The sequence below is a fragment of the Anaerobacillus alkalilacustris genome (assembly GCF_001866005.1).
GTDB classification, from domain to species: Bacteria; Bacillota; Bacilli; order Bacillales; family Anaerobacillaceae; genus Anaerobacillus; species Anaerobacillus alkalilacustris.
Genome location: NZ_MLQR01000031.1, coordinates 109,136 through 125,888 on the forward strand (window position 1 = coordinate 109,136; position 16,753 = coordinate 125,888).

Annotated in this window: 15 protein-coding genes; 4 read left to right on the plus strand and 11 right to left on the minus strand. The window is 33.6% G+C overall.

The window, feature by feature from the left end; translation table 11 throughout:
• Positions 1-217 precede the first annotated feature (217 nt).
• Complete coding sequence (locus BKP37_RS13445) at positions 218-1,333, plus strand: aminopeptidase (RefSeq protein WP_071310125.1); 1,116 nt, start codon at positions 218-220, stop codon at positions 1,331-1,333.
• Between the two features lie 390 nt (positions 1,334-1,723).
• Here BKP37_RS13445 and murC read toward each other — a convergent pair whose 3' ends face one another.
• The 9 genes from murC to BKP37_RS13490 all read right to left on the minus strand — a co-directional run bounded on the left by murC (position 1,724) and on the right by BKP37_RS13490 (position 12,297).
• A complete protein-coding gene (murC, locus tag BKP37_RS13450; protein WP_071310126.1) occupies positions 1,724-3,019 on the minus strand; it encodes a UDP-N-acetylmuramate--L-alanine ligase in 1,296 nt (431 codons plus the stop codon).
• Positions 3,020-3,349: 330 nt separating this feature from the next.
• Positions 3,350-4,423, minus strand: a complete 1,074-nt coding sequence (locus tag BKP37_RS13455; protein ID WP_071310127.1) for a mechanosensitive ion channel family protein — start codon at positions 4,421-4,423, stop codon at positions 3,350-3,352.
• Positions 4,424-4,524: 101 nt separating this feature from the next.
• Positions 4,525-5,622, minus strand: coding sequence for a nicotinate phosphoribosyltransferase (locus BKP37_RS13460; protein WP_071310128.1), 1,098 nt, complete (start codon positions 5,620-5,622; stop codon positions 4,525-4,527).
• Between the two features lie 86 nt (positions 5,623-5,708).
• Positions 5,709-5,900 (minus strand): hypothetical protein, encoded by a 192-nt coding sequence (locus tag BKP37_RS13465; protein ID WP_071310129.1) that lies wholly within the window; start codon positions 5,898-5,900, stop codon positions 5,709-5,711.
• 431 nt (positions 5,901-6,331) lie between these two features.
• Positions 6,332-8,821, minus strand: a complete 2,490-nt coding sequence (locus BKP37_RS20795) for a DNA translocase FtsK (protein WP_084034706.1) — start codon at positions 8,819-8,821, stop codon at positions 6,332-6,334.
• Positions 8,822-9,098: 277 nt separating this feature from the next.
• The gene (locus BKP37_RS13475) at positions 9,099-9,896 is read right to left on the minus strand and encodes a DUF1444 family protein (RefSeq protein WP_071310130.1); all 798 of its coding nucleotides are present in this window, start codon (positions 9,894-9,896) and stop codon (positions 9,099-9,101) included.
• Positions 9,897-10,038: 142 nt separating this feature from the next.
• The gene (locus tag BKP37_RS13480) at positions 10,039-10,368 is read right to left on the minus strand and encodes a thioredoxin family protein (RefSeq protein ID WP_071310131.1); all 330 of its coding nucleotides are present in this window, start codon (positions 10,366-10,368) and stop codon (positions 10,039-10,041) included.
• A gap of 190 nt (positions 10,369-10,558) precedes the next feature.
• The gene (locus BKP37_RS13485; RefSeq protein ID WP_071310132.1) at positions 10,559-11,572 is read right to left on the minus strand and encodes a PTS sugar transporter subunit IIC; all 1,014 of its coding nucleotides are present in this window, start codon (positions 11,570-11,572) and stop codon (positions 10,559-10,561) included.
• A 212-nt stretch (positions 11,573-11,784) separates the two neighbouring features.
• Positions 11,785-12,297 carry a hypothetical protein gene (locus tag BKP37_RS13490; protein WP_071310133.1) on the minus strand — a complete coding sequence of 171 codons (513 nt, stop codon included), beginning with the start codon at positions 12,295-12,297 and terminating at the stop codon, positions 11,785-11,787.
• Between the two features lie 292 nt (positions 12,298-12,589).
• Here BKP37_RS13490 and phnD point away from each other — a divergent pair, with 292 nt between their 5' ends.
• The 3 genes from phnD (at position 12,590) to phnC (ending at position 15,135) form a co-directional block, all read left to right on the plus strand.
• On the plus strand, positions 12,590-13,513 hold the full coding sequence (phnD, locus tag BKP37_RS13495) for a phosphate/phosphite/phosphonate ABC transporter substrate-binding protein (RefSeq protein WP_071310134.1): 924 nt from the start codon (positions 12,590-12,592) through the stop codon (positions 13,511-13,513).
• Between the two features lie 115 nt (positions 13,514-13,628).
• Positions 13,629-14,390, plus strand: coding sequence for a phosphonate ABC transporter, permease protein PhnE (gene phnE, locus BKP37_RS13500; RefSeq protein WP_071310135.1), 762 nt, complete (start codon positions 13,629-13,631; stop codon positions 14,388-14,390).
• Between the two features lie 10 nt (positions 14,391-14,400).
• Positions 14,401-15,135, plus strand: coding sequence for a phosphonate ABC transporter ATP-binding protein (gene phnC / locus BKP37_RS13505; RefSeq protein WP_071310136.1), 735 nt, complete (start codon positions 14,401-14,403; stop codon positions 15,133-15,135).
• Positions 15,136-15,294: 159 nt separating this feature from the next.
• Here the strand turns inward: phnC and BKP37_RS21035 are convergent, their stop codons facing one another.
• Together BKP37_RS21035 and BKP37_RS13510 are read right to left on the minus strand one after the other, a co-directional pair.
• Positions 15,295-15,423, minus strand: coding sequence for a DUF84 family protein (locus BKP37_RS21035; RefSeq protein ID WP_169823145.1), 129 nt, complete (start codon positions 15,421-15,423; stop codon positions 15,295-15,297).
• 11 nt (positions 15,424-15,434) lie between these two features.
• Complete coding sequence (locus BKP37_RS13510) at positions 15,435-16,646, minus strand: methyl-accepting chemotaxis protein (protein WP_071310137.1); 1,212 nt, start codon at positions 16,644-16,646, stop codon at positions 15,435-15,437.
• Positions 16,647-16,753 lie beyond the last annotated feature (107 nt).

The following is a 16,753-nucleotide window of genomic DNA, read 5'->3' on the forward strand; positions in this document are numbered from 1 at the left end:
AATATTTACTACAATGTTACTATTTTTAATAAAAATTATATTTTTGTTAGAAAAGTGTACGCTCCCCTACTCATCAACGAAAAAATTTAAATGCTCTACGTTACTAGCTTTACTCAGCAACTTAAATTTTCTAACGTAAAAAAAGTTAATTGAAAATAGACGAAAAGCTGTTATAAGGGTAAACTATTTTTAGATAAAAAAGGAGGTATTTACGTAAATGAGAGATCCACGTATTCAAATTTTAGCGAAAAATTTAATTAATTATTCGGTAAGGCTAAAAAAAGGAGAAAGTGTCTTAATTGAAAATTTCGGTTTACAAAAAGAACTAGTAAAAGCATTAGTTGAAGAAGCATACAAAGCTGGTGGAAATCCCTTTGTTTCTCTTAAAGATCACCAAATAGAACGTAGTTTATTACTTCATGCAAATGAAAAACAAATGAACATGATGGCTGATTTTGAAGCAAACGTTATGAAAAATATGAATGCCTACATAGGTTTACGGGCTGGAGATAACATTAATGAGTTATCTGACATTCCTTCAGAGAAAATGGCATTGCATGGGATAACGGTAGGGAAAAAAGTACATAGAGAAATACGTGTTCCGAAAACGAAATGGGTTGTGCTTCGCTATCCAAGTGCCTCTATGGCGCAATTAGCTGGACTGAGTACTGAAGCCTTTGAAAAATTTTATTTCGACGTTTGTAATTTAGATTATGGTAAAATGAGTCAAGCGATGGATTCATTAGTAGATTTGATGAATAAGACAGATAAAGTACGAATTACTGGTGAGGGAACTGATCTAACTTTTTCTATCAAAGACATCCCAGCTGTCAAATGTGCAGGAGAAATGAATATTCCTGATGGTGAAGTATATACCGCACCTGTTAAAGATTCCGTTAACGGAACTATATCATATAATACCCCTTCTCCTTATCAAGGCTTTACATTTGAAAATATTAAATTGACATTTAAAGACGGAAAGATTATCGAGGCAACAGCAAACGATTCGGATCGTATCAACAATATTTTTAATACAGATGAAGGCGCTCGTTACATTGGTGAATTTGCTATTGGAGTCAACCCTTACATACAGCATCCAATGAAAGACATTTTATTTGATGAAAAAATTGACGGCAGCTTCCACTTTACACCAGGACAATGTTATGACGATGCTTTTAATGGAAATCATTCATCTATTCATTGGGACATTGTTCATATTCAACGCCCTGAATATGGTGGTGGAGAAATGTACTTTGATGGTGTATTAATCCGTAAAGACGGACGTTTCGTCATTGAAGAGTTATATCCATTAAACCCAGAAAACCTAAAATAATGGGATTGAGATGCAGCTAACTAGGACTTGTAAGTTAATGAATTTCATAATCCATTATTTTTGCCACTAACATACGATATCTAGTTGCGTCAGGAAGTTCGTAACTAGATACAGATTCATAAGGCCTATTTTTAGTAATTATGAAATTCACTCAAGTAGTAAGAAAATAATTAATGAAAACACCTATCTAAATACATCTGAACTTCTATCAGTCGGTGGGCCTTCATCCCCCACCTAAACTTTTTCATAAGTTTTGAGGTGTGGATCTTACTATCCCTTAAAAGTAAGATAAAATAGTTATTCAGAGTGAATATCATCGTTCATTAATCAACATGAAAATTAACAAAACGCAAAGAACTACTATTCTTTGCGTTTTTATATTTGAGTTGTTTAAATTATATTCTCATATGCTTGTTGGAATTTTTGAATATCTCCAGCTCCCATAAACAACAAAACACCTGTACGATGCTGTTTAAGTTGATCCATCTCATCTTCTTTAATTAGTTTAGAATTAGGAATCAGTTTTTGGAGATCTTGAATTGTTAAGGTTCCAACATTTTCCCTGGCTGAAGCAAAAATATCACATAAATAAACTTGGTCAGCTTTACTTAAACTTCTAGCAAAATCATCTAGAAAAGTTTTGGTTCTAGTAAAGGTATGAGGTTGAAAAATGGCTACTACTTCTCTGTCAGAATATTTTTGCTTTGTAGCTTCTATTGTTGCAGAAATTTCAGTTGGGTGATGAGCATAATCGTCAATTAAAACTTGCTCACCTATTCTTTTTTCACTAAAACGACGTTTCACCCCTGGGAATGTTCGGAGTTGTTCTGAAATTATTTCAATAGCTACACCTTCATAATCACATAAGGCAATGACAGCTAAAGCATTTTTAACATTATGCGCACCATAGCCCGGTATTATGAAAGAACCGTAAAATGTATCACGAACAAACACGTCAAATTTTGTCCCTTCAGGAGTAGCTTTTATATTCGTACCTTGAAAATCGTTATGGTCTTCAATACCATAAAATACTATTGGAACATTCGCATGAATACTCTGTAAATGCTCATCATCACCACAAGCAATAATTCCTTTTTTTACTTGCATCGCCATTTCTTGAAAAGCATTAAAAACATCTTTCACATCAGAAAAGTAATCTGGATGATCAAAATCAATATTTGTCATGATTGCATAATCAGGCTTATAGTTGAGAAAATGCCTACGGTATTCACATGCTTCGAATACAAAATACTCGCTATTTTCTTCACCTTTACCAGTACCATCTCCAATTAAGTATGAGGTCGGCTTCGCAGCCCCTAATACATGTGATAATAATCCTGTTGTAGATGTTTTACCATGAGAGCCTGTAACAGCAACACTCGTAAACTTTTGAATAAACTGTCCTAAAAACAGTGGATATTTATGAACATCGATTGATTTTTGTATTGCCTCTGATATTTCTTCATTTTCCTCATTATAAGCGGGTGAAGCAATGATCGTTTGCCCCATCTGAATATTCCCTTTAGCAAAAGGTAATATTTTTATTCCCTTTTTCTCTAATGGTATTTGAGTAAAAAAATTTTTATCAACATCTGAACCTTGTACTTCATACTTCATGTCATGTAATACTTGAGCAAGAGCACTCATTCCAGACCCTTTAATTCCAATAAAATGGTAGACTGTCATACTTTGGACCTCCACACTTCCGTAATAACCTATTCATTTTGATATGCATCCAAACTTTTTAAAAAAGCAAATGTAGTTGTAATAATTAATAAACCTCAATTTAAGTATATGTCTAATATGTATAAATGTTATTTTTTGAATACATTCTGAATTATTATAACAGAAATTATGTATTATAACCATGAACATATTTTCTTTAAACAAATACTTCTTAATAAGTTTATTATACAAATTACAATAAAATGATTATAATATTATTTTAACCACAGCTTAATAAATTCATTTATACTTTCAGACCCACATGTGTGCCTAAAGTTAATGATTTTTCTATTATTGATGATCAAGAAAATTTGTTTCAATGTAAAAGCTTCTAGATGGGAAAGCAACTGCTACCCCTTCTCTTTGAAGTATTTCTAAGATCTTAAAATTAACCGATTCTTTTACCTCTAAATATTCTCCCCAAACAGTTGATTTAGTAAAAAAGTACAAAAATATGTCTAAACTACTTTCACTAAAACCTTCAAAATGTACGAAAATTGTTTCTTGATGAATATCATCATGATTTCTTAAAATCTTTTCGATTTCATCCATGCATTTTTCTAATTTCCTCCTTGGGGTGTTAAGCTTCAACCCTAAATGAAACGATATTTGTCTTTTACCCATTCGTGACCAATTTAAAATTGCTTCATTTGCAAGTGATGAGTTCGGCACAGTTACTAACGCTTGTCGAAACACCCTAATTTTAGTACTTCGAAAGTTAATTTCCTCAACTGTCCCTTCTACAATAGAGGTTTTAATCCAATCTCCTTTCGTAAAAGGTTTTTCTGTCATAATGACTATACCACCAAAGAAATTCTCTACTGTTTCTTGGGCAGCAAAAGCAATTGCCAGACCGCCAAGACCTAAACCCGCCACAAAACCATTAATATCAAACCCCCACTCTTGGGTTATTATGCTTAAACTTAGTGCTACAATAAAAAAGCGCAATATCTTTGAAAGTATAGGAATTAATATACGATCTACCTCAATGTGTAATTTTTCGCTTACTTTTTCAAATATCGGTGAGGAAGTAGCTGCTAAATTATATAAACCTGATGTAATTAAAACGATCAACATTGTACGATATATTTTTATTATTTGCTCTTCAAAGCCATGATTATAAGGTAAATTAATAATAGCAATATAAAGACCAATTAATACAAAAAACCATCTTAGCGGTTTTTCAAATGCCACAAATAAATTTATAAAGAAATCACTTGGTGATTTTTTAGCTACTTTTATAATCAACTTATAAACATATTTCGTAAAGAGTTTCCTAAGCAATAAAAAAAACATAAAAATAAAAAAGGAGATACCGACATCAACCCAAATAGGTAGTGAAATTAATAAATTTATTATTTCCATATTAGATTACCTCGTGAATTATTCATTAATTTATATTTTACAATCAATAATCGAAATAGAAAACACACAAGCTCTCTTATTAAGAAGCTTGTGTGTTAATTTTAATCAACTTTTTCAAGACGAGGGTTCGGTCTGTATATACGACCAGTTTTTGCTTGATGTTTTCCATTTAATAATACATTGTCTCCCGTAAATCCAATATGTATTTTTAGCAAACTGCTTCCAACACCATAAATATCAACAGGAACTCCTCTTTTTTCGTATTCTTCAATACGTTTTGCATCAAAGCCTCCTGAACCAACAATCTTTACGTGATTGAAACCTTCGTCGTCTAATGCTTTACGTAAAGCAAAAATCAATTCTGGATTGGCTCCACGTGGATCAAAAGAGCCTAATACATCAGGATTTCTAAAAAAGTACTGATCAACCATCGTTTTAGATGTATCTATTCGAACCCCTTTTAACAATTCGCCAAACTCTCTAGCAACCTTCAAGGAATCAGTGATTACATCGTTATTATAATCAACAAGTGCCATTAAGTCGTCATCAGGGAAAGTTTCGTGGTAAGCGCGAGTTGCTGCAACTACATCACCTTCAAATAACTGAATAAGTGCATGTGGCATTGTACCCATTCCTTGTTTTCCCCACCACTCATTCATAGCATGAGTAGCCTGGGCAATTGAACCACCTATGTAAGCAGCATATCCATCTCCTGATTGTTGTGTAAAGTGGTCGTCACGATCTCCCATAAAAATAACAGGCTTTTTCTTACCAGAGAGACTCGCTGCTTTCACAACATTATATACATTCGTAGCAACTGATGTACGTCTCGATAAAATTCCGTCAATGACTCCTTCTAAATAACCGAAATTTTGGTAAGGACCTGATATTGTTAATACTGTTTCGAATGGCTTTATCTTGTCACCATCCTTTAATGAATGTATTTCGAGCTCGTCTACATTTCTAACAAATGTTTTAACAAGTGCAATAACCTCATCAGTTCCACAAAGGACAGCATCAGTTTTTTGGAAAAATTGCATTGTTATATGGTTATCCTTTTTGTAGCGCTCAACAATTTCACGAGTTTTCAAAAAATAAACTGCAGAAAACCAGCCTTCTTTCACACGTTCATCAAATTTAAATGTTTGGTTCGTTAGTCTTTTAATTTTACCTTCTAATTTTAGTCTGATCTCTTTCATAATTTACCCCTTGGTTTATACGGTGTCATTTATTATTAGATTGCCCGTGATGGACAAATTTATCCTGTCACGGGCAAGGTTAACGATTAGTGAAGATATGCAATTCCTTTATGTTGCTCAAGTATTGCTGCTTCAATAATTTCTTTAACATCGCCTTCATTCAAATTGGCAAATCCGTGCTTTAGAACGATAAGCATGCTTAATTCATCTTCCGTCAATAAGGAAAGCCATTGAGGAGAAATTGATTTTACTAAGCTTGATAATTGAATCTCTTGCATCGTGACCACTCCTTATAGAAAGTATGGTATAGCTAGAGTCATATTACAGAAAAACTTAAAGTAAAAACCATGTTTTTCTCACTTTCTTACATCCCTTATTCAATTTCTTCCAAAAACATGAACATATTCATCATATAAAACCTTTTAAAAGAAAACAAGAAAAATTTAAACAGAATATGTTCTCTTATTTACCCTAATTTTATACAAAACTTAAATTTGATTCTAGTTTTTTCACTTATTATCTATATATTAATGAATTTCATAATAGAGATATCACAAGACCAAGGCACTATATATAGTTCGATCAGCAAGTTTTCAACTAGATATAGTTTTCCATCGCTCAATTAAAGAAATTATGAAATTCACTCATATAATACCTTATATTTACATAATCTTATTTTACAATATTGTTAACTCTACACATTATCTTCTTATATCCTACCATGTAATTCCTCTTCAGAAATAAGGACGTTTCGAGGTTTCGAACCCATTGCTTCAGAGATGATCCCTCTGGATTCCATCATATCAATAAGCCGTGCTGCACGATTGAAGCCAATTCTGAAGCGTCGCTGTAAGCTTGATGATGATGCCACACCTTGTTCAATGACATAATAACAAGCTTCTACAAACAATTCGTCTTCTTGGTCAATCGCTTCGTACGTTTTAACAAGTTGTTCTTTATCGAATAAATAGTCTGGCTTTCTTTGCTGTTTCACAAGAGATATTACTCTATCTATTTCTTCATCTGAGACAAAATTACCTTGTACTCGTATAGGTTTTGATGCACCATTTTCAAATAAAAGCATATCACCTTTTCCTAATAACCTTTCTGCCCCACCCGAATCAATTATTGTTCTTGAATCAGCTTGTGATGATACAGAAAAAGCAATACGAGAAGGGATATTTGCTTTAATCAACCCGGTAATAACATCGACTGAAGGGCGTTGTGTTGCCAGTAGCAAATGAATACCACAAGCTCTTGCTTTTTGAGCTATTCGACAAATCGCTTCTTCTACATCTTGAGGAGAAACCATCATTAAGTCCGCTAACTCATCAATTACGATAACAATGTAAGGCATCGCTAGTGTAGTATCATTATCCTTCTTCATTACATCGTTGTACCTCTTAATGTCACGGACACCATTTTGAACAAACAACTCATAACGGCGTTCCATTTCTTCAACTGCCCATTTTAACGCAATTGTTGCTTGTTTTGCATCGGTAATAACTGGCGTTACAAGATGAGGAATATTATTATATGGTGCTAGTTCAACCATTTTCGGATCTACAAGCATTAGTTTTACTTGATCAGGTGTCGCTTTAAACATAATACTAATTAATATTGAATTTATGCATACACTTTTCCCCGACCCCGTCGAACCGGCAATTAATCCATGTGGCATTTTTTGAATGTCTGTGACGACTGGTTTCCCTTCAATATCAAGACCCATTGCAACAGTAAGGGGGGAAGGATTATTTAAAAATTCGCCACTACGCAAAATCTCCCGAATGAAAACAGGGGAACTAACGTCGTTTGGAACTTCAATTCCAATCGCGTTCTTTCCAGGGATGGGTGCTTCCATACGAATATCTCTAGCAGCAAGACTTAGTTTAATGTCATCTGTTAAACCCGTCACTTTACTTACTTTCACACCTGCTTCTGGTTGAATTTCAAAACGCGTAACGGAAGGGCCTCTTGTTACACCCACAACTTTCGCCTGAACATTAAAATTTATAAGTGTGGCTTCTAGTAATTGTTTTTTTTCTTCCAACCACTGGTTGCTATCGCCTGATTTTTTTTCAGGTATATTTAGAAGTTGTAGTGTAGGAAATTGATAGTTATTCTGTTCAAGTTTTTTTTGAGCTGCCTTATCTTTCTTAAACATCAAGACATTAAAAGGAACAATGTTTTTTGAAGACGCATCTTGCGTTGTTTTCTTAGACTTATTTATATTTGTATTCACCATAGAGGTAGAATGTTCAGTTAGTCCACAATTTTTCTTTTGTATATGTTCACTATCTTTTCCTTTACTCTCATCAAATGTCTCTACAGGGGCAACTGTTTCAATATTTTCTATATTGAGAGTAGGGATAATCTCCTCTTCAAAAATCTCTTCCTTATGAGCGCCTTTGTAAGTTATAGCATCCCGATCATTTCCAATTAACTCTACAATTCCCTCATCTATCTTCTCATCCTTATCAAAAGCTAGCTGCTTTTCGAAAGGTTCAGTTTGACATACTTCATCGACCTCTCTGTTTTGGCCATTTTCTTCTATCTCAAATTCAGCATTAATATTTTCTTGAAAAAGTTCGCCATTCTTTATATTAAGTAATTCGTTACTAACAATTACTCTTTTAGTATTTATAGCTTCTAACTCCAATGGGATATCATTATTTATTAGTTTAGGTACCTCATCATTTTCATTCGGTAAGAATACTTGATTTTCGATTAACTCTAACGTAGGTGCTACTTCCTCCTCAAATTTATTTTCTATTTTTGTCTGCGGCTTATTAAACGCATACACGGGAGAAGGGATATTTTGTGCTTTAAAATTAACTCCTTGAAATTTCTTTCTTGCTTCATCCTTACCAGGAAAAACCTTTTGTTCACTTTGTTTCTCATGAGAAAATACAGTTTCACTTTGTTCCACTTTTTTTTCTGTTATCTTCCTAACTGGTCGTACATTTTCACCTTCTGAGCTTGGTATTGTTCTAGCTGGTTTCTTCTCATCATTAATTATTGGAAAGCGAAAATTTCCTTGTTTCGGATATTGATGTATCATTCGGGCACTTGTATCGATATCTGTTGTTATTCGACCGTAATATTTTTTTCTTTCTTCTTTAGTATGTATATGTTCCTCCTCTTGTCCAAACAAAAAGGAATGAACTTTTTTATAAGCTATTTTTACACGTTTAAACATAAAATCACCTTTTCTATAATCTCAATTTTCCATTCATACAATAATTATCAGTACAAGTTTTCTATCTACTAATCATAAATCATTCGAATATTTTCTAGTATAATCATAACTAAATAGACAAAAAACAACTAGCTATTTTACATTTAATTTTAATGTTCATGCAATGAGTGATTTTATCATAACTGAAATAAAAATAGAAGAGGCTATCGTAGAAGTATCAGCCACCTCAATCTAATAATATCATTGAGATGAGCTGACAATTCTAAAGACAGCCTCATTATTGTTTTGGTTTTCGGTGAGCGAGTATAAATATAGGCTCTAACTCTCCCTCTTTATAAATAAACGGTAGTGCTGTAATTGGTGTTCTTCCATTTGTGAAAAATTGAAATACCATTTGGGCCAAAATGTCGTACCCTGTTTCGTTTCTAATATCAGCAATGATTAAAACATCTTGATGTGGTACAGAAACAGTTAACTGACCACGAGCTATTTCTGAATATTTTTTTAATAGCTGGTCATTTAAAACCTTACTTGCATCATACCCGTCATTTTTGCTAAAAAAATAAAATGTATTTCCCGAAACTACATCTATTGTCGGTTCATTCTGTAGAGAACGAAGATTAAATAATGCCATTTCCTTTATTCTTACTTTGTCTACATTTTCTTTTTCCAATATTTCATTAGTTAATAAAGCAAATGTTGAACCCTGATCAATGGCATAAAACACTCTAGTTTCCGCTGTATGTTCTTCCCATAAAAACTCTTTTCCATCTCCAGATTGTGTTGGAAAAGAGGTTGAGCGTATTACAGGAAATATATTTTTTTCATTACCTTTTACTACAATAGGTGTCGTCATTGCTTGTAAGGCTGCTTCAACGTAATGGACAGTTTCCTCAATTGCCTGTTCCTTTTTCACTTCCCACTTAGCAATAAGTTTTGAGATAGATAATGTAACTCCTTTATTAATTGTTTTATCCTCTATCCTTAGCTTTTGTGCGTCTCTATCATATGATATTCGTCTATTTTGTGAGAGTAAACGTTTTTCTAGTTCTCGTTTCATTTCTAATGGCTTCATAACAAAATAAGCCTCCTTTTATCTAATCTCATTAATTTTACCATGATCACACCGCACGACCAAAGATTTTGATTTTAACTATATTAGGCAATATAGGACAGTCATGCAAAAGAGGTAGCTACTTATTAGCTACCCCAATTCATTATCTATCAACTTTTTCTAAAGCTTTTTGTAAAAATTGTTCGATTTCTTCTTTTGTTTTTCGATCTTTACTCACAAAACGAGCAAGTTCATTTCCATTCTGAAAAGCAACAAAACTAGGTATACCAAAAATATCCAACTCAACACAAAGGTCTATTAATTTATCGCGGTCAGCATAGTAAAATGTAAATTGCGGAAATATTTTTTCCACCTCAGGCAATAAAGGTTCAATCACTCTACAATCTGGACACCAATCAGCCGAAAACACAACTACTGAATGGCCGTTCTTAATTTCATCAATAAACATTTCTTTTGATAGCAACGATTTCATGTCTATCCTCTCCCAACTTCAATTTATAATAACCATATATTTAAATCACTGAGTGAACTCGTTTCAGCAAGCTGAAACATCGGCAAATCAGGTGGAGAGTCTACTCCATCTGATTGGAAAATCGCACCTACGCTACGCTTAGAGGTGGGGGACTTTTACCCTAAAAAAAAATTCAGATAAAGTGTTTGGTTTATTGTTCAATTTTCATATCTCCTAATTTTATTAAACCGACCTTCCGTAGCCATTCTGATAATACTAAGCTTATCACAGCAGGACCTATAAAATGAAGTAACAGCACTCCAATAGCAACCTCCCAAGTAAAACCCATTACTGTAAAAGTCATTATTTGTCCAACTAATCCACTCGTTCCCATACCAGCACCAGCCGGATTATTGACCATTTGAAAAACAATAGTGGCAAAAGGGGCTAACACAATACCCGCAACAGTTGGCGGTATTAGTATTAATGGGTTTTTCACGATGTTTCCAATCTGAAGCATAGAAGTACCAATTCCTAAAGCAACAAATCCCGAAAACCCATTCTCACGATAACTACTTGTCGCAAATCCAATCATCTGAGCTGCACACCCAACGGTTGCAGCACCAGCAGCAAGACCTTCAAGGCCTAGCATAAAAGCAATTGCTGCACTAGAAATTGGTGCTGTTAACGCAAGTCCCATCAAAAGTGCTACCAAAATTCCCATTACAAATGGCTGACGGTCTACAGACCACATAATTAGTTGTCCGAAGTAATCAAGCGCTCCCGCAATTACCGGACCAATTGTAGTTGCAACAGTATAACCAGTAGCAATTGTTACAAACGGAGTAACAATAATATCCAAACGTGTTTCCTGAGAGACCAATTTACCTATCTCAGTAGCAATTAGCGCTGCAATGAAACTTCCTGCCGGACCACCACCAAGTAGAGCCCCTGCCGCTCCAGTGATAACGGCCGAAAATAGTACGAGTCTTGGTGCTTTTAGTCCATATGCTACAGCAACGCCGATAGCCGGACCCATTAAATCCATTGCCAATTGTCCCATCGGAACCAAAAACTCAAGTATCGGAATTTGCTGACCTGTAGTACGAATGATTAATCCAATAATAAGCGAAGAAAAAAGTCCCAGAGCCATATAGCTAAGAGATGTTACAAAATATGTCTTTAACGATAATTCAACACCTTTTTTATGTAAAAAACTCCTCAAACCAAAACACCTTCCTAATAATAGTTATTTGTTTTATTCTTTCCATTTCTATCATATTTAATTACCATTCAGTTGACAAGATATATGTAAAGTTAATACATCGTGTAAAGCATCTACATAGCTCTTTTAGCACTTAGGGCATAGGCTTGCTAAATTTATATACATTCCTAACACGAAAAAGAGGCAAGTGATCCACCTGCCCCAAGTCATTTTTATATATTTTGATAGCTAACAGATCTTATGATCTCTATTAAAGTTTCAACACTATCCTTAATATTTGATAATTCAGTAATAGTAGTGCCTTTTTCTCCACCACTTCCAAGTATTACTTTATACTTATCATTGTCAAAGGGTGCGACAATAATATAATTAAAAGTTCCTTCAACCTCTGTTGTTTCTATTAAAATTGCTTTATCTTCAACAATCTTATCTTGCTCAAAGTTTACTTGACTAGTAAAATCTTCAGCAGGATTTGAGAAAATGATAAATAACTGTTCTCCTCTATTTAAAATAAGGTTGTTTCCCGCTTCTTCTTCAATGTTCAACCCTGGTGGTAGATAATAATTAAATAACTCAGTTTCATTATTGGGTTCTCTAGGTTCGGAAATAACACCTGATTCAAAAGAATTTTTAGCTGTTTCTACTGCTTGCTCTTTTGTTACTGTACATCCTGTAAGAAACAAAATAATTAACACTATGCTGATTTTTGCTAATATAATCCTCACAATAGCACCTCCTCCGCTGTTTTATAGCCCTCAAAAATAACACCTAAAAACAACTACTAGATTCTATTATTTAATGTTTGAAACCGTCATTATTATAATACCTTACTTAACACTATGTTGACAACCCTTGACAAAATTCTACAAAACCTTTTTCTACTACAACTAATTAAATTTTCAAGCTTTCTATAATTATTTTGGACGTATTCATTTGCCGAAAACTATAAATTATGGTATCTTGATAATAATTTGTTATCTATTTGATTACTATTTTTTATACAGGGGTGTTGAGAGGATGAAACAAGCTATTTTCACTTTATTTTTTGCTTTTATTCTAGTAATTACAGGATGTGGGCAAAATGATGAGAGTGTTGACAGAGAAGGAACTGATTCAAGCATAGGAAATGAAACAAAAGAAGAATTTGTTATTGGTTTAATACCATCTCAATCTGAAGGTGAAATGGAAACAGCAATGACCAAATTACAAGCGGTATTAGAACAAGAACTCGAGCGGCCTGTAAAGATTGACCATTACCCTGCTTATAATGGGGTAGTAGAAGCATTAATTCATGAACATATTGATATGGCATATTTCGGCCCACTTACTTATGTAATTGCACATGAAAGAAGCGGTGCAGAGGCGATTATTACCCAATTAGTCGATGGAGAACCCTACTATTTTTCTTATATAATTACTCGCAGTGATTCATCATGGGATACTTTAGATGAACTTCTTTTGGATAAAGAAAATATTGATTTTGCTTTTGCAAGTATGTCATCGACGTCTGGTTCTTTAATTCCAGGTGTAGCTTTAAAAGAACGTGGAGTTTTTAGAACTGAAGATGACCATGATTTTAAGACCGTAAGATATACTGGTTCACACGACATTACCGCTCAGGTAATATTAAATGGAGATGTGCACGCTGGGGCTATCGATAGCGCACTTTTTCAATCTATGATTCGCTCCGGTAATCTAGATTCTGATGATTATAAAATCATTTGGCAATCAGAGCCTCTTTTCCAGTATCCGTGGGCTGTTCATCCAAATATGGATGACTCCTTGAAACAACAGCTTCAACAAGCATTTATCGGGATTACTGATGAGGAAATATTAAACCCATTTGGCGCATCTGCATTTACTACAGCAACTAATGAGGATTATACCTCACTTCGAGAAGCTGCAATCATTGATGGACGTATGGACGCTCCGCTTGATTAAGAAGGTTATCTCTTTTGTGCTTACACGCCATTTTGGAGTATAATAAATACAGATTTTTGGGGTGCATTTTTGCATCCCTATTTCATCATATACTGATTTCAATAAGGAGATTAAAATGGTTTGGTTTAACCCAAAATTTATTATTATAGGTTTATTGTTATTGTTCTTTGTCTGGATTAGTATCGATCTGACCGAGTTTCAGTTTGAAAAATTTAAAAATATACCTACTATGGTTCACTTCATTAAAGATCAGTTTTTCCCTTTAAATTGGTCCATTATGCCACGATTAATTGACGCTTCAATCGTTACGTTAGCAATGGCGTTCTTAGGTACTTTCATTGCTCTATTAATAGCGATTCCCCTTAGTTTTATGTCAGCTAGAAATACTAGTCGACATGCAGCTCTGTATACCTTTAATCGTTCAATGCTTAGTGGTTTACGTTCAATACCTGAAATTGTTTTTGGCCTTATATTTGTCGTCTCTCTTGGACTGGGACCATTTCCAGCTGTTTTAGCAATTATGCTCCACAACATCGGCGTATTAGGTAAGTTAATTTCTGAATTAATTGAATCTGCAGAAACAGGCCCTCAAGAGGCAATGAAATCAGTAGGGGCTACGAGGTGGGTTGCAGTTTTATTCTCAATATTACCGCAAATATGGCCAAATGTACTTAGCCATTTTTTTTACCGATTTGAAGTGGCCATACGTACTTCATTAATCTTAGGTTTTATCGGCGCAGGTGGTATTGGACAACAATTGTTTAATCATTTCCAAACGTTCCAATATAAATCTGTAGCAACTGACATATTGGTCATTATGATATTAGTTATCGTAGTTGATTTTATAGGCGGAAAAGTTAGAGAAAGGGTTATATAAGGTGATGTGTATGCTTCAAGTGAATAATTTACATGTGAAATATCCGAAGGTTAAAGAAAAAGCCTTATCTGACATTAGTCTCTCATTTAATAGAGGTGAATTTATATGTATCCTAGGAAAAAGTGGTGCAGGTAAATCAACTTTTATTCGTTGTTTAAACGGCCTACAACGCCCAACATCAGGATCTGTCATTTTAAATCATCAGAATATCTTTTCTTTAAAAGAAGCTGAATTACGTAGGGTACGTGTTGAAATGGGAATGATATTTCAGCATTTTAATCTTATTCCAAGATTAACAGTATATCAAAATGTCTTAACAGGAATGTTCGGTAGTCGAACACCTTTTAAAAACTTACTAGGATTATTCTCAAAAGAAGAAAAACTATTAGCTTATAAGATGATTGAGAGTGTCGATTTAACTCTTCATAAAGATAAGCGTATTGAAGAGTTAAGTGGTGGTCAAAAACAACGTGTGGCCATCGCTAGGGCATTGCTGCAAAATCCAAAAGTATTTCTAGGTGATGAACCAGTAGCTAGCCTAGATCCCGGAACTGCTAACCGAATTTTTTCGTTATTACAAACAATGCATAATGAATATAATCTATTAACGATAATAAATGTTCACGATGTAATTTTAGCAAAAAAATTTGCAACAAGAATTATTGCTTTAAGAGAAGGAAAAGTGATATTTGATGATATTCCAGAGTATTTCACTGATGAAACCTATAATGAAGTTTATCTTTAGAATAAGAATTATTTTATTTTAAAATATAAAAGGAAAAGCAAGCATGGTATTTAGTTGCCCATGCTTGCTTTTCTATCACTAACGAATGTGAAATAATTATTTGGATCACTTATTGAAATTCATCTTTATTATACTCATATTGACCAAATAATACTTTTACTACATGAGCAAACATTTCATATAACCGTTTGTAATAATTCCCATTGCACCTTCTGTTTTACTCACCTCTGTACGTCCTGTGTATTGATCTATTGCTTGTCCAAGTGTCTTACCTTCTTTAACAGCCAAAAATTGACAGGCTATTTATTATTAGTTTGTGTAATGACGTCTGAAATTGTATTCGTTACATCGAACTGTTCAATAACAATTGGAATAATTACATTAAAGTTTTCACTTGATTTTCTAGATATTTTAGTAATCTCTTCAGAACTAGCTGCCACTTCTTCAGTTCCTGCAGCCATCTGTTGGCTTATAGCAGATATTTCGTGAATTTGCTCATTAATGGTTTCGGTAGCTTTATTAATTGATTCGAATGATGATGATAAATTCTCTACAATGTGTAACCCAGATACTACGTCACCTTTCGAAATATCCATTGCTTCACTAGCACGTTCTGCTTGAACTTGAATACTTTTTATCAATTCTGAGATTCTTTCTGCAAATTGGTTAGATTGCTTAGAAAGTTTACCTACTTCATTTGCTACAACCGCAAATCCTTTTCCTTCATTACCTGCTCTTGCTGCTTCAATACTTGCATTCAATGACAAAAGGTTAGTCTGATTAGCTATATTACTTATTTCTTCAATAATTGCTCCAATTTCCCTTGTACTTACTTCAAATTCTTTAACTGTATCTGCCAATGTTGAAAAAGAACTATCGATTTTATTCATTTGAGTTATTACCGAAGTTACTTGTTTCTTTCCATCCTGTGCAGTTTGAGAAGCAACAATGCTAGATGAATTTGCAATCCCACTTGTTTCAGCTATTTGATTTACCCCTGTAGCGATTTCTTCCATCGCTTGAGAGGTATCTCTTGCAGACTTCACTTGTGTATCTAAGCCACCTGATAACTCAAATAAAATTGAGTTAAACTCATTATATTGTTCTTCTTGGTTTACTAGTTTACTTTCAATTTTATTAAATAAACTTAATAACCTTGCCTCTTTTTCTTCTAATTCTTCAATACGAGAGTTATTAGCATCAACTACATCCTTCATTAAGTAAACTAGATTTTGAAAATTCGTAGGTGCATTGTTTGGATCTTCTAAGATTTCGTTAAATTTGTGTTCCATATACTTAATGCTTCTTATTTGTTTAACACCAATAATAAATCTAAATCCATAAAACGATCCACTTATTAACACCATTAATAGTAATGAATTTAATGACATAATTTCATTATTACTTATCAAGAGAAAAATAAGGGAAATAAGAACACCTAGAACAACTGATGTAATAATTTTTTCTACACTAATAAAAAATTTACTCATACTTTTTTTAATTTTTTTCATATGCTCTCCTCAATTCTTTAGTAATGTATAAACTACCTAAAAAACTTCTATTAGTCTTTTAGATTAAATCCATTTAACTCCCCATCCCTATGTGTGGCTGACTTTTT